This is a genomic window from Endozoicomonas montiporae CL-33, assembly GCF_001583435.1.
Lineage (GTDB): Bacteria > Pseudomonadota > Gammaproteobacteria > Pseudomonadales > Endozoicomonadaceae > Endozoicomonas_A > Endozoicomonas_A montiporae.
In genome coordinates this window covers 2,038,508-2,057,830 of sequence record NZ_CP013251.1, presented here as the reverse complement: position 1 = coordinate 2,057,830, position 19,323 = coordinate 2,038,508, and the positions used below count along the sequence as shown (strand labels likewise).

General features: G+C 49.0%; 22 protein-coding genes and 1 tRNA gene. 4 read left to right on the top strand and 19 right to left on the bottom strand.

Annotated elements, in window-relative coordinates; genetic code table 11:
* Positions 1 to 64 precede the first annotated feature (64 nt).
* Positions 65 to 1,426: a transposase gene (locus EZMO1_RS09380; protein ID WP_034872820.1), complete on the top strand. Its 1,362-nt coding sequence runs from the start codon at positions 65 to 67 to the stop codon at positions 1,424 to 1,426.
* Positions 1,427 to 2,627: 1,201 nt separating this feature from the next.
* Here EZMO1_RS09380 and secF read toward each other — a convergent pair.
* The 5 genes from secF to queA all read right to left on the bottom strand — a co-directional run bounded on the left by secF (position 2,628) and on the right by queA (position 8,317).
* On the bottom strand, positions 2,628 to 3,551 hold the full coding sequence (secF, locus tag EZMO1_RS09370) for a protein translocase subunit SecF (protein WP_034873018.1): 924 nt from the start codon (positions 3,549 to 3,551) through the stop codon (positions 2,628 to 2,630).
* A 10-nt stretch (positions 3,552 to 3,561) separates the two neighbouring features.
* Positions 3,562 to 5,433: a protein translocase subunit SecD gene (gene secD, locus EZMO1_RS09365; protein ID WP_034873017.1), complete on the bottom strand. Its 1,872-nt coding sequence runs from the start codon at positions 5,431 to 5,433 to the stop codon at positions 3,562 to 3,564.
* A gap of 133 nt (positions 5,434 to 5,566) precedes the next feature.
* Positions 5,567 to 5,899 carry a preprotein translocase subunit YajC gene (yajC, locus tag EZMO1_RS09360; protein ID WP_034873016.1) on the bottom strand — a complete coding sequence of 111 codons (333 nt, stop codon included), beginning with the start codon at positions 5,897 to 5,899 and terminating at the stop codon, positions 5,567 to 5,569.
* Between the two features lie 140 nt (positions 5,900 to 6,039).
* A complete protein-coding gene (gene tgt, locus EZMO1_RS09355; protein ID WP_086936472.1) occupies positions 6,040 to 7,155 on the bottom strand; it encodes a tRNA guanosine(34) transglycosylase Tgt in 1,116 nt (371 codons plus the stop codon).
* A gap of 133 nt (positions 7,156 to 7,288) precedes the next feature.
* Complete coding sequence (gene queA / locus EZMO1_RS09350) at positions 7,289 to 8,317, bottom strand: tRNA preQ1(34) S-adenosylmethionine ribosyltransferase-isomerase QueA (protein WP_034873014.1); 1,029 nt, start codon at positions 8,315 to 8,317, stop codon at positions 7,289 to 7,291.
* A gap of 470 nt (positions 8,318 to 8,787) precedes the next feature.
* On the opposite strand from queA, the gene EZMO1_RS09340 reads away from it, so the two are divergent.
* Positions 8,788 to 8,873, top strand: a tRNA-Leu gene (locus EZMO1_RS09340).
* 24 nt (positions 8,874 to 8,897) lie between these two features.
* Here EZMO1_RS09340 and EZMO1_RS09335 read toward each other — a convergent pair.
* Positions 8,898 to 9,200 carry a hypothetical protein gene (locus EZMO1_RS09335; RefSeq protein ID WP_145912547.1) on the bottom strand — a complete coding sequence of 101 codons (303 nt, stop codon included), beginning with the start codon at positions 9,198 to 9,200 and terminating at the stop codon, positions 8,898 to 8,900.
* A gap of 62 nt (positions 9,201 to 9,262) precedes the next feature.
* Here EZMO1_RS09335 and EZMO1_RS26695 point away from each other — a divergent pair, with 62 nt between their 5' ends.
* Both EZMO1_RS26695 and EZMO1_RS09330 read left to right on the top strand, forming a co-directional pair.
* Complete coding sequence (locus EZMO1_RS26695) at positions 9,263 to 9,427, top strand: hypothetical protein (protein ID WP_160174009.1); 165 nt, start codon at positions 9,263 to 9,265, stop codon at positions 9,425 to 9,427.
* Positions 9,428 to 9,453: 26 nt separating this feature from the next.
* Complete coding sequence (locus EZMO1_RS09330) at positions 9,454 to 9,663, top strand: YodC family protein (RefSeq protein WP_082211611.1); 210 nt, start codon at positions 9,454 to 9,456, stop codon at positions 9,661 to 9,663.
* A gap of 61 nt (positions 9,664 to 9,724) precedes the next feature.
* Here the strand turns inward: EZMO1_RS09330 and EZMO1_RS09325 are convergent, their stop codons facing one another.
* From EZMO1_RS09325 to EZMO1_RS09270, 13 genes are all read right to left on the bottom strand, one after another.
* Positions 9,725 to 9,964, bottom strand: a complete 240-nt coding sequence (locus EZMO1_RS09325) for a helix-turn-helix domain-containing protein (protein WP_034873010.1) — start codon at positions 9,962 to 9,964, stop codon at positions 9,725 to 9,727.
* A 36-nt stretch (positions 9,965 to 10,000) separates the two neighbouring features.
* Positions 10,001 to 10,174: a hypothetical protein gene (locus EZMO1_RS26690; protein ID WP_160174008.1), complete on the bottom strand. Its 174-nt coding sequence runs from the start codon at positions 10,172 to 10,174 to the stop codon at positions 10,001 to 10,003.
* A gap of 121 nt (positions 10,175 to 10,295) precedes the next feature.
* On the bottom strand, positions 10,296 to 10,514 hold the full coding sequence (locus EZMO1_RS09320) for a hypothetical protein (RefSeq protein ID WP_034873009.1): 219 nt from the start codon (positions 10,512 to 10,514) through the stop codon (positions 10,296 to 10,298).
* Between the two features lie 125 nt (positions 10,515 to 10,639).
* Positions 10,640 to 10,858, bottom strand: a complete 219-nt coding sequence (locus EZMO1_RS09315; protein ID WP_034873008.1) for a hypothetical protein — start codon at positions 10,856 to 10,858, stop codon at positions 10,640 to 10,642.
* Between the two features lie 83 nt (positions 10,859 to 10,941).
* Positions 10,942 to 11,763 carry a DNA adenine methylase gene (locus EZMO1_RS09310; protein ID WP_051789344.1) on the bottom strand — a complete coding sequence of 274 codons (822 nt, stop codon included), beginning with the start codon at positions 11,761 to 11,763 and terminating at the stop codon, positions 10,942 to 10,944.
* Positions 11,764 to 11,773: 10 nt separating this feature from the next.
* Positions 11,774 to 12,490, bottom strand: coding sequence for a hypothetical protein (locus EZMO1_RS09305; RefSeq protein ID WP_034873007.1), 717 nt, complete (start codon positions 12,488 to 12,490; stop codon positions 11,774 to 11,776).
* Positions 12,466 to 13,164: a hypothetical protein gene (locus EZMO1_RS09300; protein WP_034873006.1), complete on the bottom strand. Its 699-nt coding sequence runs from the start codon at positions 13,162 to 13,164 to the stop codon at positions 12,466 to 12,468. Before EZMO1_RS09300 ends, EZMO1_RS09305 begins: the two co-directional genes overlap by 25 nt.
* Positions 13,165 to 13,179: 15 nt before the next feature.
* Positions 13,180 to 13,704: a baseplate complex protein gene (locus EZMO1_RS09295; RefSeq protein ID WP_061509406.1), complete on the bottom strand. Its 525-nt coding sequence runs from the start codon at positions 13,702 to 13,704 to the stop codon at positions 13,180 to 13,182.
* Entirely contained in the window at positions 13,701 to 14,249 is a 549-nt protein-coding gene (locus tag EZMO1_RS09290; protein ID WP_034880258.1) for a tail fiber domain-containing protein, read from the bottom strand. Before EZMO1_RS09290 ends, EZMO1_RS09295 begins: the two co-directional genes overlap by 4 nt.
* Complete coding sequence (locus EZMO1_RS09285; protein WP_061509404.1) at positions 14,249 to 17,164, bottom strand: phage tail-collar fiber domain-containing protein; 2,916 nt, start codon at positions 17,162 to 17,164, stop codon at positions 14,249 to 14,251. The genes EZMO1_RS09290 and EZMO1_RS09285 overlap by 1 nt, the downstream gene beginning before the upstream one ends.
* A 28-nt stretch (positions 17,165 to 17,192) precedes the next feature.
* On the bottom strand, positions 17,193 to 17,795 hold the full coding sequence (locus tag EZMO1_RS09280; RefSeq protein WP_061509402.1) for a phage tail protein: 603 nt from the start codon (positions 17,793 to 17,795) through the stop codon (positions 17,193 to 17,195).
* Between the two features lie 2 nt (positions 17,796 to 17,797).
* The gene (locus EZMO1_RS09275) at positions 17,798 to 18,976 is read right to left on the bottom strand and encodes a baseplate J/gp47 family protein (protein WP_061509400.1); all 1,179 of its coding nucleotides are present in this window, start codon (positions 18,974 to 18,976) and stop codon (positions 17,798 to 17,800) included.
* Complete coding sequence (locus EZMO1_RS09270; protein WP_034873965.1) at positions 18,973 to 19,323, bottom strand: DUF2590 family protein; 351 nt, start codon at positions 19,321 to 19,323, stop codon at positions 18,973 to 18,975. The genes EZMO1_RS09275 and EZMO1_RS09270 overlap by 4 nt, the downstream gene beginning before the upstream one ends.

Here is a 19,323-nt window from a genome sequence, read left to right as displayed (position 1 = left end):
CTGCAACCGCACAATTGAACGACTATTTTTGACCTTATGCTGCATGATCTGACCGGTTGCAACCATGGCCAAGCCCATTCAAAAAAATTGCACGCACCTGACTGCCAGCCACCTTATTAAAGAGGTTACTGACTGTCTGGTTGACATTCCCGATCACCGACCTAATCACTGCAAGAATGGCATTCCCTTTGGCAACTTTGCCAAGTCCGCTTTTGCCATGATGCAAATGAAAATGCCGTCCATGCTCCGCTTTGATAGCCAAAGGGAAGACCCTGTCCAGGCTCACAATCTGGAAACCCTGTTTGATGTCGTCAATGGCAGAGTTCCCAGTGACACCCGGATGCGAGAAGTACTTGACCAGCTTTCTCCACACTGGTTTCAGAAGCCTTACAAAAAAATCTTCTCACGCTTTCAGCGTTCGGGGCACCTGCAGAAGTTTGAGTTTCACATCGGCCACCTTAAAAACCATTATTTGCTGGCCATTGATGGTACACAAACCTTCTTCTCCGGAAAGCTACACTGCGACGACTGCTGCGTAAAAAATCAGGGCAAAGCCAATGAGGCTTATTATCACCAGCTGATGGGCGGTTGCATTGTCCACCCCGACCAGAAAGTCGTTATACCATTGGCTCCCGAAGCTATTGTACGACAGGATGGTTGTACCAAGAACGACTGTGAAAAGAGTGCCCTTAAGCGCTTTCTTGCCAACGTAAAAAAAGACCACCCCTACCTGAAACTGATTATCGTACTGGATGGCTTGTATGCTGACGGACCAACTATCCGCCTGATCAAGAGTTACGGCTGGCATTACATTATCATTGCGAAAGACGGCAATCACGGCTCGCTGATTGAAGCTGTAGATGAACTGGATAAGCAAGGAAAAGTGGCACGTTGCCTCAAAACTGACCCGGTGACTGGCATCAAGTACTGGTATCGTTTTACTAACGATGTGCCCCTCAACAAGTCTAACCCCGTTGAGCATGTCAACGTGCTGGATTTTGTTGAGACGGACAAAAAAGGTGATCGTCACACCTGGAGTTGGATCACTGACATACCTCTGACAGAAAAGACCATTGAAGCCCTGATGAAAGGAGGACGATGCCGATGGCACATTGAAAACCAAACGTTCAATACCCTGAAGAAACAAGACTACCACCTTGAGCACAACTACGGGCACGGTGAACAGCACCTTGCCACCAATCTGGCTTACCTGACGGTACTGGCCTTTCTGGTTGACCAGCTGCAACAACTGGGCAGCCCGGAGTTTCAAAAAGCCCTGAAAGAACGAACGCGAGGTGTACGAATACATCTGTGGGAGTTGATGAAAGGTTATTTCCAGACCTGGCTGATCAAAACCTGGGAAGGGTTGTTTGATGCCATCATTAGCCGTACCGTCGCGGGAATAGTGCCTTACGACAGTTCATAAAGAATGTGGGGCAGTCTGGTTTCAGGGTTCAAAATTTTTGTTCGTTCAAGATTCGCTGGAAGTGAAGGACACTCCCTGAACGTATTAAATGTTCCTTGCCTACACCAACTTAAACGTCTTAAGACGTATATTCAGCGGGAATAGCTGACAACTTGTTGATATGTCCAAAGAATGAGAAAGCATAGCAGCTACCCGGAGTTGCACCTGAGAACTTTCAACACACGAAACGCTGCCACGCCTTTTCAATCATCAAGGCTTTCAAACAAGGTCGCTGCCCTCCATATTCATCAGGAGGATGAGGAGCAGGCCTATGCTTTTCAACAGTTATACCAATTCCGTTTTCTAAATATGACCATGAGCAAGCCAATCCAAATCGCTGGGCAAGGAAGAACGACGAGTAATAGCTGGCTATTGCGAGGAGTTCTGACGCAGAACCAGCGGTTTGGAATGGCTGCGCAATTCATGTTTAGAAGACGGAATTAGTATTAGCAGTAGTTACCGTCATTCTTGCTCGCATCACTTTGCAGCCCTCCCCTCCGCATCCATATTACTGTAGTGGGGCTACGACTTTTTGGCACAAGAAAAAGGAAGGTGATGACAATGACCCTGATTACTGCAGTGGAGGGTTTTGCACACATCCAGATAAGGGGAAAATCATAACAGCTCCTGATGGTATGCAGTGTTATACCAATTCCGCTTTCTAAATATGACCATGAGCACGTCATATGGGTCACGGGACAATACCCTGAAGGGCACAAAGGCGGTACGACGAGTAATAACGAGCTATTGCAAGGAGTTCCAACGCAGCTCCCGTGATTCTGAATGGCTGCGCAATTCATGTTTAGAAGCGCCCCAGGCCGAACGCGGCCAAACATCTATGAGTAACTAACGTTCCAATAAGCCCTTTCTTGTACTTTATTATCAAAAATATAAATCCAGTGACAACAGGGCTTGTGGAGTGAGTTACTCAGAAGGTGGAATTGGCATTACACAGTTCATTAATGTTTCTGCTGTCTGGAATGCTAGTATCCAAACAGCAAAAACAGAGGCCGTCGAGGTGTTTGCTTAACGCCCCCACGGCTTTCGTTATAAACGGACAGACACGCTAGAGCACTTCGCTAAACAACTTCGGATTACCGAACATAATCTGTTTTTTCTGAAGAAAGTCGTGTGAACCGCTTCGAAGAGTGAACAGCACCTTTTATGGACGCTCATCAACCTCATCTTCCTTCACTGGTACCACCAGATCTTCACGACTGATGTTCATGTACAGCAACAGGTTCGATGCAATGTAGATGGATGAGTAGGTACCCACCAGTACACCGGCAATCAGCATGGTGGCAAAACCATTAATCATTTCACCACCAAACAGGAACAACGCCATCAGCACCATCAAGGTGGTACCGGAAGTCGCCAATGTACGACCCAGAGTCTGGGTCAGGGACACATTGATGATTTCTACCGGCGAACCCTTGCGGCGCTTGCGGAAGTTCTCACGAACACGGTCGTATACGATAATGGTATCGTTCAGGGAGTAACCCACCAGTGCCAGAATCGCAGCCAGAACAGTCAGGTCAAACTGAATACCCAGCACCGAGAACAGACCCATGGCAATAATAGAGTCGTGCGCCAGCGCCAGAACCGCACCTACGGAGAACTTGAACTGGAAGCGGAAAGCAATGTAGAGCATTACCATGCCCAGCGCCAACAGCATACCCAGACCGCCCTGCTCACGCAGCTGCTCGCCGACCTGCGGGCCAACGAACTCAACGCGTTTCACCTCGACCACACCGTCATACTGGTCGTTCAGCAGCTCAGACAACACCCGGGCAAGCCCAGGGTCTTCACCCGGCATACGTACCAGAATATCCTGCGCAGAGCCAAACTCCTGCACGACAGCGTCCGTATAGCCAGAATCAACCAGCTGTTCACGAATCTCCTCTGTGGATACAGGGTTATCATACACCAGCTCGATCAGCGTACCGCCGGTAAAGTCCAGCCCCCAGCTCAAACCTTTGGTCGCCAGGGACACGATAGAACCCGCCACCAGCACCACCGAAAGGATGGTAGCGATGAAGCGCAGGCGCATAAAGTTTATGATTTTTTCATCTGTCTTATCAGTCATCGCTGTCACCTCAGATGTTCAGTTTCTTCAGGTCACGACGACCACCGTACACCAGGTTAACCAGTGAACGGGTCACCATAATCGCAGTGAACATGGACGTTAAGATACCGATGGACAGAGTCACGGCAAAACCTTTAATCGGGCCGGTACCCACCGCAAACAGAATCACACCGACCAGCAGGGTGGTAATGTTACCGTCGAAGATGGAGATAAAGGCACGATCGTAACCATCGTGAATGGCTCGCTGTATCGGACGGCCCAGCTTTATTTCTTCACGAATACGCGAGAACACCAACACGTTGGCATCTACTGCCATACCCAGAGTCAGTACGATACCGGCAATACCCGGCATAGTCAGGGTGGCGCCAAACAGGCTCATTACCGCCAGCAACAGCATAAGATTGATGGTCAGCGCGATATTCGCCAGCAGGCCAAACACGCGATAGACCACAATCATGAACATGACGATCAGACCAAGACCCATCAGTGTGGAATCAACACCCATCTTGATGTTTTCAGCACCGAGACTTGGACCCACAGTTCGCTCTTCGACGAAGTACATCGGCGCCGCCAGAGAACCTGCACGCAGCAACAGCGCCAGTTCAGACGCTTCCGCCACAGAGTTCAGACCCGTAATACGGAACTGGTTACCCAATGCAGACTGAATAGTCGCCAGACTGATGATGTGCTTTTCTTCACGGAAGCCAGGCACCTCAAGACGCACCATTTCCCCGTCGATTTCCTGGGTCTCGACACGAGTCGTCGGCTTCTGTTCAATAAACAGCACCGCCATGGAACGACCAATGTTGCCACGGGTCGCATCGTTCATACGACGACCACCGGTGGTATCCAGGTTGATGTTAACCTGCGGCTGACCACTTTCGGAATCGAAGTTAGACTGGGCGCTGGAAACACGGTCACCGGTGATGATGATGTCACGCTCAAGTAATGCATCCGGACGACGCTCATCGCGGAACGAGAAAGCCTCTGTACTGGTGCGTGCTGCATTGGGCAGCGCTTCCAGACGGAACTCAAGGTTCGCAGTCTGACCCAGAATACGCTTGGCTTCTGCAGTGTCCTGAACACCCGGCAACTGCACCACAATGTTGTTGCGACCCTGTCGCTGAACCAGCGGCTCGGACACACCCAGTTCGTCCACACGGTTACGGATAGACGTCAGGTTCTGACGTACAGCGTCGTCTTCCAGTTCACGAATACGTTGTTCACTGAAGCCAAAAGACACAACATAACGTTCACCCTGATCGTCAGTCTCAACTTGCAGATCAGGGTTTTCACGGGCAATCACGCGCTGGGCGGCATTGCGGGTAGCCGCATCCAGAAAGGCCAGCTGACGGGCACCGTCTTCACGTTCCGGCATGGTGCGATAACGCAGACGTTCCTGACGCAGCTGGGCACGAATTTCGCTGTTGGCAATATCCAGTCGCTGCTTCACTGCCCGGTCAGTATCGACCTCCAGCAGGAAGTGCACACCACCTGACAAGTCCAGACCCAGTTTCATTGGGTAAGCACCAATAGCAGTCAGCCAGTCAGGGGTTGTTGGCGCAAGGTTCAGCGCAACGACATAATCATCACCCAGTGCATCTTTAACCAGACTTCTGGCCAGTTGCTGCTGATCGGCCTGAACCAGACGGATCATTTGGGTGCGTTCGTCGCCTTCGGCGGCTTTAATAGCAATACCCGCCTCATTGAGGGTCTTTTCAGCCCGTTCCAACACAGCCGGTTCCAGCACGGTTGAAGAGCTGGAGCCGGAAATCTGAATTGCCGGATCATCGGGGTAAAGGTTGGGCAGGGAGTAAATAAACCCCAGTACCACAACAAATGCTATGAGCAGGTATTTCCACAGGGGATAACGATTGAGCATGGCTCACCGGTTCCTGATATTTTAAGTATGAATCGTCGGATCGCCCGACTATATCCATTTCTCCAAAAAAACCGGGAATTCATCATTCCCGGCGCAGTAACATAAACGCACGAGCCAGCAGCCCGTCGTTTATTTATTTGATCGCCTTGATCGTGCCCTTAGGCAGGGTAGCCGCTACAGACGCTTTCTGAAAGTTCAGCTCCATGTTGTCAGCCACCTGCAGAGTGACAAACTCTTCAGTACTATTGGTGACTTTGCCCAGAATACCGCCGGTGGTCACCACCTCATCACCCTTGTTCAGTCCGGCAATCAGGTTTTTGTGTTCTTTGGCACGCTTGGACTGTGGACGCCAGATCAGCAACCAGAAAATCAGTACAAAGCCACCCAGCATGATCAGTTGTCCCATCATGCTTGGACCTGCTGGTACTGCGCCGTCAGCAAACGCCGGGCTGATAAATGGAATCATTGACTACTCCTTGCTCTTGGAAGTTATAAATCGTGCTGCTTTCCTTATCAGGAAGCACTCTATCAGGAAGCAATCCATCAGGAACAGCTCCCGAACAATGACTGCAGCACTTTGGTAAAAACCGTTAACAGCGGACAGCATTAATCCAGCGGAGGGACCGGCTGACCGCGCTTCTGGTAAAATTCGTTAACAAAGGCGTCCAATTTACCTTGTTCAATCGCCTCCCGCAATCCAGCCATCACACGCTGGTAATAACGCAGGTTATGAATAGTGTTCAGCATTGACCCCAGAATCTCTCCGCATTTATCGAGATGGTGCAGGTAGGCACGACTGAAATTCCGGCAAGTGTAGCAGTCACAGTTTTCTTCAAGCGGAGAGGTGTCACGCTTATGCACCGCGTTACGAATCTTGATCACACCGGATTCGGTAAACAGGTGACCATTACGGGCGTTACGGGTTGGCATTACGCAGTCAAACATATCCACACCACGACGCACCGCTTCCACAATATCTTCCGGCTTGCCAACACCCATCAGATAACGCGGATAATCATCCGGAATCTGGTGGGCAGTGTGAGACAGGATGCGCATCATGTCTTCTTTGCTTTCACCCACTGAAAGACCACCAATGGCGTATCCGTCAAAGCCGATATCCACCAGCGCATTCATGGACCGGTCACGCAGGTGCTCAAACATACCGCCCTGGATAATGCCAAACAGTGCTGAAGGGCTGTCACCGTGAGCCTTTCTGGAACGAGCTGCCCAGCGCAGGGACAATTCCATGGATTCTTCCGCTTCTTTCTCGGTCGCTTCACCGTCGGTGCATTCGTCAAAAATCATGACGATGTCAGAACCCAGATCTTTCTGCACCTGCATGGAGATTTCCGGACTCAGGAAGACTTTGGAGCCATCCACCGGAGAACGGAACGAAACGCCTTCTTCTGTAATTTTGCGCATTTTGCCGAGACTGAAGACCTGAAAGCCGCCGGAGTCGGTCAGAATAGGGCCTTCCCACTGATTAAAATCATGCAGATCACCGTGTTCTTTAATCACTTCAGTACCGGGACGCAGCATCAGGTGAAAGGTGTTGCCCAGAATAATCTCGGCACCAATTTTCTTGATGTCGTCCGGCATCATACCTTTCACCGTGCCATAAGTACCCACCGGCATAAAACAGGGGGTTTCAACGGTTCCGCGCGGAAACGTCAGGCGTCCTCGTCGGGCCTTGCCATCAGTGGCAAGACGCTCGAACTGCATGAAGCATTCTTCTCTTTTCATGACTCTCTCGTTTCAGCCACAGCTAAACAGGCTGTGGCTGTATTCAGGCAATAGACAGGTTAATGGGTATAAATCCCATAAACTTCAAGGGCTGATCAGAATTCTTTGCGTGTTAACCACTCTTTCTGGTTAACCACATGGCATCGCCATAACTGAAGAAGCGATAGCCTTCTTTCACCGCTTCGTTATAAGCGTCAAGAATGGCTTCCTGACCAGAAAAGGCACTCACCAGCATCAGCAGAGTAGACTGCGGCAGATGGAAGTTGGTGATCATGGCATCGACCGAACGGAACTGATAACCGGGATAGATAAAGATGTCGGTATCGCCGGTAAAAGGTTGGATCTCGCCGGAAGTCGATGCCGATTCCAGACTGCGCACCGACGTGGTACCCACTGCCACCACTTTATTACCGCGGGCACGGGTTTCACGAACCGCCTGACAAACCGCTTCAGGCACTTCAATGTATTCCGAATGCATTTCATGGTCGGCAATATTATCGACCCGCACCGGCTGAAACGTACCAGAACCAACGTGCAAGGTTACAAACGCTTTATTAACGCCTTTCTTTTCCAGACGTTCCAGCATGGCTTCATCAAAATGCAGTCCGGCGGTAGGAGCTGCAACAGCACCGTCTTTTTCGGCGAAAACGGTCTGATAGCGCAACCGGTCAGCACTGCCATCTTCACGGTCTATATAAGGAGGCAGAGGCATATGTCCGTATTCCTGCAACTGTGGCAGAACCGGCTTGTCGAAGTCGATCAGGAACAGCGTGCCCTGTCGCCCGGTCACTTCAGCCATAATCTGGTCATCCGCCAGATAAATACGACTGCCCGGCTTGGGGGATTTACTGGAACGAACGTGAGCCAGCACCTTCTTCTCTTCCAATACCCGCTCAATCAGAACTTCCAGTTTACCGCCGGTTTCCTTACGACCAAACAGACGGGCAGGAATCACCCGGGTATTGTTCATCACCAGCAGGTCGCCGGGATTCAAAAAGCTTTCTATGTCTGCAAACTGACGATGAGCGATCTCACCCGAGTCGCCCTCAAGGCACAACAGGCGGCTTCCGGTTCTTTCCTTGGCAGGAAAACGGGCAATCTGCTCATCAGGCAGATCAAAATCAAAATCACTGACGCGCATGAACGTGTGGTTTGTCTACAAATTACAGGGAAGGTCGTGAAGGATACTGCAAAGTCGGCAGTCTGTCAGGCGTGTTAAACACGGTTCACCGACTCTTTGGTCATGAACTTTTAAACAAGCCCTTGATAATCAAAGAGCTTTCAGTATACTACGCAGCATCTGAACGGGACAGCGAGCAGCTTTCCACAACGTTCTGCCGGTGTGATGAAATTGGTAGACATAGGGGATTCAAAATCCTGAAAAAGGTTTTAAATCTCGACTTTCTCCAACTTCAGAAAAACGGCAGAAGCCCTATAAATAAAGAGCTACAGATAGAAAACAAAACCTTTTAAGCCTTCGTGTCATCGATGTGTCAAAAGGGTTTTAAGGCGAAAAATCGCTAATTTGTGTCAAAACCGTGTCAAAAAATTTTCTGACACAGGGAACAAAATGCTGCTGACACAGGTTAAAAATTTGCAGCGTGATACAGTGCCGGTGTGATGGAATTGGTAGACATGAGTGATTCAAAATCACTTGCCCTCTGGGCGTGGCGGTTCGAGTCCGCCCACCGGTACCAATCTTCAAATAAAAGTCTGATTTTTCAAAAAAACGGCTCAAGCCTTCTATTTCTGCGCCTTTCCGGCATTCCTCCCTTATCCTGTTTTACGCAACCAGCTTGCACACCCTTTCGTTTTCCTGCACTGCGTGCAATAAAGGATTTATATAGCACACGCCACAACTGGCGCGGGCTGGAAGGCACTGCACCCACCCTGAAAAGTTGCACAAAACGAGCCAAAAAGGCCGCAGGTGGGTGGGGCGAATGAGTGTTTTTTTCCCGGGGAGCCAGATTTTTTGCGGGCTGCGGCTGATTTTTTAAAAATGCCGGCAATTTGCCCTGCGCCATGGCAGCCAGGGTGCTGGCAGTGGTAGGTTTACATAGTCGAAAAAAACTCAAAGGGGTGAGACATGATTGGTGCGGGTCTGATTTTATTTGCGGTGATTGGTTTTATCGCGGCCCTGATCAAAAAGAAAAATCCGGAGATGATCAAGGACATCAAACCGGAAGATACCGGCAAGGTAATGGCTCTCTCTGTTGTATTCTTTGTTCTGGGTATCTGGCTCAGAATGTAATTCGTCAAAGGTAATATGAGGTAAGAATGATGCCTTTTACACACGGTGATGTTGTTCAGCTAAAATCCGGCGGCCCCTTAATGACTGTCACGGGAATAGTTGGAGTGGATCAGCACTTGGCAGATTTGAAGGCTATAGGGTTTTCAGATGGAGATGTATCTGTTGAGTACTTTGATAATAATAAACTAGAGAGAGCAACCTTTAGATCTACTTCACTTGAGAAGTATGAAGAATAAGTGAATCAAACCCCCATCATGCAGCAGAGATTCTCTAAGCATGATGGGGGCTAGTCAGTTTTTATCCGTCAAGCTCAACCACTCCCGCATGTAACAACAGCAGCCGCCAGGCTGAATAAGGAATCGGTCTTTCCCCACCCGTCCAGCGCCGTACAGTTCGACTGTCAACACCTACCAGCGCACCAACCTTTGCACCTGTCCAGGCGCAATCTTTCATAAGGCCGCGTAGCTCTTCCGTTGTTGGGGGCTGGTAATCGGGGTGATAAAAAGGGCGCAGGCTTTGTAATTTAATATCGCTCATGACATAAAGGCCGCCATTGCTGGCGACCTTCCTTTGTTACTGTTGGGCTTGGCGTTCCTGGAGGCTTTTAATTCGCTTCTCTAATTCTTTCGCCTGTTTGATGAGTTCTTCAATTTCTTTTTCTGGCAGTTCTTTGTAAACGTCTTTCAGGTCGCTTACCAGGAACCATGCGCTGTGCTGAGATTTGTGAAGGCGTTCTAGTAAAGTCATCGGTGTTTCTCCGGTTTAGTGCCGGGCTGTATGCCCTTGCGTTTATTAGTATATTAGGGCATTCTGCCCTAATATACAAGAACTTAATCCAGCAAAAAGGCCACTTTAAGTGGCCTTTGTTTTAATAAGCTTCCAGTACTTCGTCATAAAACATTTCAAGGTCTGGTATCCGGTCTTTTAAATGTTGTTCCAGCTTTTCCCGAATCTCTTTCAACTCTTGAGCCTGTTGCTCTTCTATTTCGTGGTGGGCTGGGTCGCTATCTCCCAGGGTGTAAACCAGTGCTGCGATCTTGTCAGCTTCCAGGCAGAAATCAGCGAAAATTGCGTCTTGATGTCTCATCGGTTTTTCTCCGGTTTAATGCCGGGCGGTATGCCCTTGCGTTGATTGACATATTAGGGCATTTTGCCCTATTTATCAATATATTATTTATCAAAAAAGGCTACCGAAGTAGCCTTTATTTCCTGTTACTCTTGGTCGAGTATTTCTTCTACATCCAGCCCGGCTATTTCTGCCAGTTCTTCAAGCTGGACTTGTAAGTATCCCATTGTTCCGGCTTGCTCCCATGTTATTTCGTCTGGCGCATATCCGAGATGGTCTTCTGTAATGGCTGTAATCTGTTGCAGCAGGGTCAGGGCTAATTTTCTGTTTTGAATAAATGAACACAGTGCTTCTTGATTTTCCATCGGTTTTTCTCCGGTTTAGTGCCGGGCGGTATGCCCTTGCGTTGATTGGTATATTAGGGCATTTTGCCCTAATATACCAGTACTTAAAACGAGAAACCTTCCTGCGAAACCTGCCCGTCCAGATGTTCGTCCTGTTCCCAGTTTCCATAAACCAGCTCGACACAATCGCTGGCATTTTGCGCTCCGCCTACCGTGTATTTGTAATCGATCTCACGAATAAACAGGCCATCAAATACCCGGCGTATGTCGGGGTGGTCGTTGATGCTGATAATCATCCGGCCTTGAATGGTTTTAGCCAGTTCTGCCATGCGTTCGTAATTCTCAAATGGGAAACCAACGCCATAGCCTTCGGTCTGCCAGTACGGCGGATCGCAATAGAAAAGAGTGCCGGGCCTGTCGTATTTCTCGATGGTCTTTGCCCAGTCCAGATTTTCAATGGTCGCATTCGCCAGGCGAAAATGCGCGTCGGCGAGATCCTGCTCCAATGTGAAAATATTAAAACGTGGTCGGCTTGTAGCACTGGTGCCAAAGCTCTGCCCTTCCACTTTTCCACCAAAGGCTAATTTTTGCAGATATAAAAAGCGGGAGGCTCGCTGAATATCGGTTAATGTTTCCGGCTTTGTTTTTAACAACCATTCATAATTCTGGCGGCTGGTCAGAGTCCATTTAAATTGTTTATACAATTCTTCCAGATGATGTTTTACCACCCGGTATAAATTCACCAGGTCACCATTTACATCATTTAAAACTTCGACCTTTGATTCTTCTTTCAGAAAGAACAACGCGGCAGCGCCACAAAATGGCTCGACATAGCAGGTGTGATTAGGAAACAGCGGCAGGATATGCGGGGCTAATTTACGCTTGCCGCCAATCCATGGAATTAGCGGCTTGAAGTTACGGGACATGAAAAAACAACTACTCCGTGATGGGATCCAGTCTGCTGGATTTAATAGAGCCAATCTGGTTGGCGGCTCCGCTAATTATGCCGGATTGATCCGGCTTAGGCGTACTACCACCGTTATGGGTATGGTTGGCTATAGTGGTCAGGGCGGTTTCCATTACGGTTAAAGCATCAGACAAAATCCGCAGCACATTCTCGCTGTCACTGCCCAGCCAGGTCTTGGGGCTTTTTAACAGCTGCTTGACCTTGGCCTGGCATTCCCGGATTTTTCCGGCGCTGTCCTTGATATTTTCCGGCGTTGCCCGATGCCAGTTGTCGTCTGAATCATAGCCCTGGTAGATTGCTGCCGATTTTTGCCAGCGGGCTTCGTCCTTGTCTACCGTTGGCAGTTTCAGGCCGATGGGCAGGGTGGAGCGCACATAGGGCTGGTCGGGTCTGCCAAAGGCAAAAGTGTATTCAACAATAGAGCCGGGATCGGGCAGGTTGTAAAAGCCGCGATGGTTGCCAGCGTAGGGGATGGCCACCGGAACGTCGGGCAACAGTTCGCCCTGTTCTTCACCATGCTGGTTTAATGGCTGGATATCCACGGCAAAACGGGGGCGATCCATTGTGCAGTCGCCACCGTCTTTCGGTGCATCCGTAATCTTGATTACCCGGGCCAGCATGGGCAGGTGGTAGCCGTAGTTCAGCTCTGGCCAGAGTCGCATCACAATTCTTTTAATGGCGTCCATGTAATCACCATGCTGTCGTTGCTGCAGGTCAGGCAGTTGATAATGCCGCGATTGAATTGCACACCCGGGCGCAGGCTGGGTGCCATCATCATGCGGGCGCTGTTGAAGGCCAGGTGTTCGGTGAAAAACTTGTCGGGGATCTGCACTGGTCTTGATGCCCAGCGGCTACCACTCCAGCTGCCCACATAGATCGAACCATCGCCCTGTTGCTGCCAGATATATTGGGGGATATTGAACACCTGCCCGATAGCGTCCATGGCCATATACCCACCTCCGATATGATGGAAATGGCTGGCCTGTTTCCGGGTATAGCTGGCGCTGGAAGTCACAAAAACCAGTTCGGTCTGCTGGCTGATTTTTGCCAGAACATCCTTCAGGGAAACATGGCGCAGCCCCATAGGCAGCGGGCGATTCAGGGCGGCAGACAACTCCCGGCAAAACAGCAGCTGCTGTTTAGCGTTGACAGTGGTGGGCGGCTTGTCGATATAGCCAACAAACAGCCGGTACAGCTCCATACCCGACCAACCCACCGAAAACTGCACGACTCCCGTCAATGGTTTATCAGATTGCACTAAAAAACGGGCGCGTCCCGGGCTGGACAGTTCCAGCCGGGTCTCATCGCTGATCAGTCCAACCTCTTCACCATTAACCAGTAACTGCTTGATGATTTTCATGGCAATCCTTTGGCGTTATGCCAGTGCGTCGTCCAGTCGTTGCAATATCCGAATAGCCAGAGACTGCTGTTCTTCCTGGTTAGTGGGTGGAGGTACATCGCCCACGGTTTCACCATCGGCACTCTGGTCACTGGCGGTTTTCTGGGGCTGTCGTTGCTCGGTCTTTTCCGGGATAGACAGGTATTCTGCAAGGGTAAAATTCACCTGCCAGGCTTTCAGGTTATCAGCCTGGCTTACGGTGAAATTATCCATAAACGTCACCTGCCGCACCTTCATGGCGGCGGCGGTTTCGTTGACGATATCGTACACCTGCAAATTGCCCGCACTGTCCAGGGCAGTGGCCAGCTCCCGCAGGCGGGTCAGATCGGCGCTGTTGTCGAAAGGAATCTGCAGACTGACGGATAGTGTGCAGGGTTTAATGCCTTCCTCCGAACGGGTGGAGCTGCTGGTCTGGCCAGACAGCTCCTTGGTTTCTATTCGGAAATTGGCTCTGACAGTTAAGTTAAATCCTGACAGGTTATTATTGTTTAAAAAAATCATAGTGATGCCAAAATAAACATACAAAGTTCATCATAGCGAATAGAATAACGATCTCCGGCCTCTGCAATTATGTAGCCCTCGTCATCAACGTCTTCATCCCACTCATCAAAGCAAAGAATCCCGTACTCAAACGCATCAAGCCCCGCATCTGAAAAGGTTTTTTCAACTTCCTGAGCAATCACACCAATATGAGTTCTAGCCTTATTGCCTTTAATTTTTACTGCATGCTTGAAACGGAAAGCTTTAATTATTCCTTTGATTTTTTGAGCCACATCTTTTTCAATTACAGAAATGTCTCGTAAATCTTGCTTGTTTCTTTCATCTGATGTTTGAATTATACCGCTGACAGTGTAAACATTATTCCAACGTGAACCGCTATTGCCTAAGTTAAAACGTGTGTCAGTAGGTGCTACATCCCTAGTCCTAAACGCAACTCTGTCTCCACTAGCATCATTAAATCGAATAGTGAAGTCCGCAACAGGGTCATAGCAGTTAACAAACAGCACAGTACGGGCACTATTGGATGCCAGAAATGGAAAAGCCATTAAACAACCCTCTTTATAGATACGAATAAATTCAAATCGGAACTATGCTTGTTTATGATTATCAGATTCGGTCCTTGCTGATATATATTCACAAATCCGTCTTTAGGCTTTGATAGCTCATTGCTTTTCAATGGATAAACTCTATTGGTGTTAGCAAAGCCAAGAGGTGACTGATCACCTGAGTTCCCTGAAACCTCATACAAAACAACTGATGTTGCAATAATTCCGTTATTCTCTCCTACTATATCGACAATAGAGCATGTAGCAGTGCCATTGTTAAATGGTATCTCTATTGTGTTATTGCTGCTTATGTTCACAAAATATTGGTTTTCACCCGTTATGATGTAATCATTTACAACTTTGAATGTTCGATTAGGTGTAGCAAATCCATACCATCCAGTATTAACTGTGTCGTCTGCCGCAGACGTATAATGGACTATATTTCCAGATAGTCTGCATTTAGAAAGCCTGACACCTGTAGTTGTACCAAATATTCCAACTTTTTGGCTTTTGGCTTTGTTGAAATGCACAGTGTTTCTTGTGACGTGTAGATTTTCTAGCACTGTCTCATCAGTTACTGTTACAAGTCCAACAAAAGCACCTTCCAATTCATAAGCGACATTTTCGCTAATAATTAGCGGCTCTTCTGCATTATAAATACCACCTCGCAACTCTACGAAATGTTCTCCTTTTGTAATAGGTTTAAAAATATTGCCTTTGAAAATCCCTCCACGTATCTGATGTAAGTAGAAGGGATATTCCATCGATCCTGTATATTCATTTTTCAAAACCGAGGGCATGTAATCTCGATAACTACCTCCTGTGTGGCAGTCATTTACATAGTTATTAGAGTATATAAGATGGTATGCATTTCCATGCCCTCCAAATCCATAAGATACCTGATTCCCATGGGGGTGTATTCCCTCGCCAGTGTAAGATACCCCTCCACCTGTAATTCTGTTATCTCGTACTACAGAATATACAGAAAGAGCTACTGCTCCGGCTGTCGTAAACCCACACCTGCAAAATGAAATATCATTATTCAGGTATTGACACCTGTAACTGGACACATCCAGCAGTCCATAACCAGTGCCATCATACCCACTGTAAATTCGATTGGCTCCTTTACTTTTACAGTTACGAATAACTGATTTATATGAGTACATATATTTAAAGTTGGTTTCTGAAAAATTTTCAATAGACCAATCTTCAACTGTGCTATCAGCGTTTTCTTGAAGCTGCAAACCTAAAAAACCGCCATCTCCCGCATTTGCTGTTAAATGCTTATCTCTTGTTAATGTCACCCCCCCGGATAGAGACACAGTTAACGGTCTACTTATTCTAACTTGAGTTAATTTATCTAATCGAAAAACATCCCCAACTTCTGGAGGTGATAGCCATGTCGATTCACAAGTAACGATATTAGTTAATGGGTCATAATCTGTAATATTCCTGACTTCTTCTGAGTTGTTTCCGCTAATCCCTGTTATTGGATACATTGATCCACGGCGGTCAGTTAATCCAGATACTTTGAATTGCGATGCGCTTATTTTCTCTGTAACGGTAATGTTGAATGACTCTTCCGAAGGAAGCCATACAGGAGGAGCATCTTCGAGTGTAACTTTATTGCCTGAAATGGATGAAACCCTGCCCACAAATCCCATTTTCCAGAAACCACGATGGTCGGTATCAATTAACTGATTTGAGCTAAAGATCGCTAAATCGCCGGGCTGTATACCAGCTGTATCTTCCATGGTTACAGATGCGTCGTGTCTGTTAACTCCGTTTTTGACTACGCTATAGTCTTTGATTGGGCTTCCAGAAAAACGAATAGCTGCTTTATTAGAATCAGGCTCACTTAACGTGCTATGCAGTATGGTATTTGAATCTCCTTTTATGGTCAGCTCTCCTGACATATTTAGAGATATTCTAGAGAATTCGTATACGCCTCTGGGAATACGAACCGTATACTTGTTACGTATTGCGAACTCAAAACACGCTTGCAACGCTGCTGTATTATCGGTAATGCCATTACCTATGGCACCAAAATCACGTACATCTATCTCACCTAAAACTCTTTCAGTAAATAAACCATTTGTCCGCAACACCATGCGATCATCTGAAACAACTGAATTCGATGAGATGCTCGAAATTTTTTCTAAATAATGCTGCACTCCAGAATCATCAATATAATCCACCTGTTCCTGATCCGAAACCATCACATTAACCACCGGCTGAATGTCAGACATGGCATTTCCCTGCTGGGAAACATCCAACCAGATAGAAGTCGGCGTATCAGAAACCAAAACAGACTTACCAGGATAATCAAAACGAATCCCAGCCACATAGCCTTCACCCGGCAGCAGCTCATAATACCCACCGGAGCCTTTAACTACTTTACATGCATCCCCATAAAACAGCTGTCGCCCAAACACATCCTGCGTCATCTGCCGGGATCGCCCGTCAGTACCATCCATACGCTGGGAAAAATCCACCATCCAAGATTCAGCAGGGATATGAATATCCCCTGTTTCCTGCGCTCCGGAATACTCCAGCAATAAGTTGCGGGTCAAGGCCATGGACGGGTCTTTGCCCTGGGTAGGCATGTAATTAATAGCGACCACGGTGTCGTCTGCGGAGCAGTACAGCCCCAGCCAGTTAAACTCGAAAGGATCACCACCAGTACCCATGTGCAGGGCATAAACAACAAGGTTCGGGTTAATGTAACCATGCTGGGAGACAGGTTCGTCCAGGACAATATGCTCCGCAGGCGGCAGCTGCTCGTTGCGGTCTACCGGCTTGCCCGGATCCAGCCCGGGGATATTAGCCAGGATAACCCGGTCAATATTCATCACCTCGCCATTGGCCTGCTTGGTGGCGATCAGGCTTTCCCCTTTATATGTAATTGCTGCCATGTTTCTCTCCCTAATCGTTCTGATGGCTTCAGCTCTTTATCAAGCTGGCTACAGCGGTTGAAGTGCTAATTCCCACTTCGTGCGCCTGGGATCTAATGCCGGGGTTCGGCATGGAGGCCACGGCAGTGCTGGCGGTGTGGGAAAATTCGCCACAGCGCATATACGCCAGTACCGGGGTCTCCAGAATAAAGTTGTACCGCCGGCAGGTTCGGCCATACATGCGGATAATCTCCCGCAGCAGGTCGGGGTTGTCTGCCAGCTGGTTGTCGTCTAAATAAATATTGATGATGTCCCAGTCCCAGCCTTCCTGCCGTTCCTGGGTGGTGATGTGCCCGATTCCGAGCCGTTCACAAATACGGATAAAGCCTGCGGTGCTGCCTGCATCTTTGGCGTTGATATAAGCGAATGACACACGCTTACGGTACAACCCCATGGGTTCACCGGCATAACGGGTAATGTCCCGTTGCCAGGCGATCAGCTCCAGAATGCCGGGGGAACAGGTCAGCGGATCCAGCTGTTGCAATGGCCAGGCTGTCCAGCTGGCCACACGCTCGAACCAGGTTTGTGCGCTGTTCTTCAGCTTTGTCAGTTCTTCACCGGACAGCCAGTGCGGCAGCTGGAGCTTGATCATGATCAGTACTCCATTTTCACGGTCAGTTCGCCCAGTGTCGCCAGCTCGATGGCGGTGACAATATCGCGGTTGTCAAAGTCCAGGCTTTCAATCTCTGGAAAGGTGCGGTGCAGCTTCTGGGTCAGCTTAGAGAATGAAAAGCGGCTTTGTGGCCATGTCTGTGTCGGGCTGTATTCGTTGTTCTGGCGAAAGGCGGCGCGGATGTAGTTCTCCACACCTTCCTGCAGGCCGGTTCTTTCCTGTGCGTCCAGATTGGCAACAGGCCAGACGGTGACAACTACATCGGTTTCCACATCGGGCATCGGGTAACAGATCATGCTGTCGCCGTGACCGTGATAGCCGTTGTCGTCTACGTGCTGGTTGATATCGTCGATAAAGTCCTGGGGCGGTATGCCTGATTCGATCATGATGTAACAGTTGGCAGTGCCGGGGCCGCGTGGGGCTTCGTGCTCAAAATAGAGATAGTCGGTGCGGATCCCGGCAAATTCGCTGATGATTTGTTTATAGGCTGCGTCGTGGTGGAACAGCCCCACGGCAGTAAACTGGTTGCGGCAGCGCAGGCGCAGTTCGTCGTCGCTCTCTTTGTCTGCGCCTGGTGTGGTTAGCCATTCCTGCCCGTTGTTGACTTCGGTCACTCCGGCAATGTCTTCTGGCAAAACGGAGTAATAGCCCGGTGCCAGGTTGTAGTTTTCGCCGGGTGCCATTGCCTTGGCTTCTACTTCCACAGTCAGCTCACCATCAGGAAATGTTTTGGTCTCTGTGGTGATCAGCTCATAAACCTGCCCGTTAATTGGTGTTGACTGAATGACAGTACCTGGCCCAATAACAATGGAGGTCGTTGTGTTTTCCCTGATAAAGGTGATCATTCCAACTGCTTTGGTGGCATCCTTACGAATCAGGTTCAGCGCCCAGGCGAGAATGTCCAGAAACATGCCTGTAGCTGTTTTGATAAAGCTGTTGGGCAGTAGCTGGTTAATCAGGAATTGCACCGTCCACAGTGCGGGCTTGGTGACAATTTCAGAGATCAAGCGCCAGAAGGGTGACCAGCGGGAGTCGTTGCTGATCTGGCTGCCGTTGTCTTCGTTGATCTGATCCCATTCGGCACGCATCTCTTCTTCGGTGGTGGGGATGCCTGCGGCCTGGACGATTTGTTCGAAGTCGTCATGGTGGTTATCAATCATTGCAGGTTGGTCTCCACATTATCATTCGTGAGAATCCAGCCCAGTGGCCCCAGCGTGGTGTTGGCTGTCAGGAAAATACGGCCTTTGTCGACGCTGTCCCGTTCCAGAATGACCGAACCGGGAATAATGCGGATATCCTCTTCCACCATGGTTTCCAGGCTGGTCATATTCGAAGCCCATTTCATGGGGCTGCGCTCGGCGATCAGGTCAACCAGCACACCAGACTCCAGAATCATGTGCTTGATGTCCTGGGCAATGGATGCCCGGTCATCGACGTTTTCCGGCATGCCAGCCACATCCAGCGTGATATCCCTGTCGGTGATGAGAATGTCGATAAATTCGCCCAT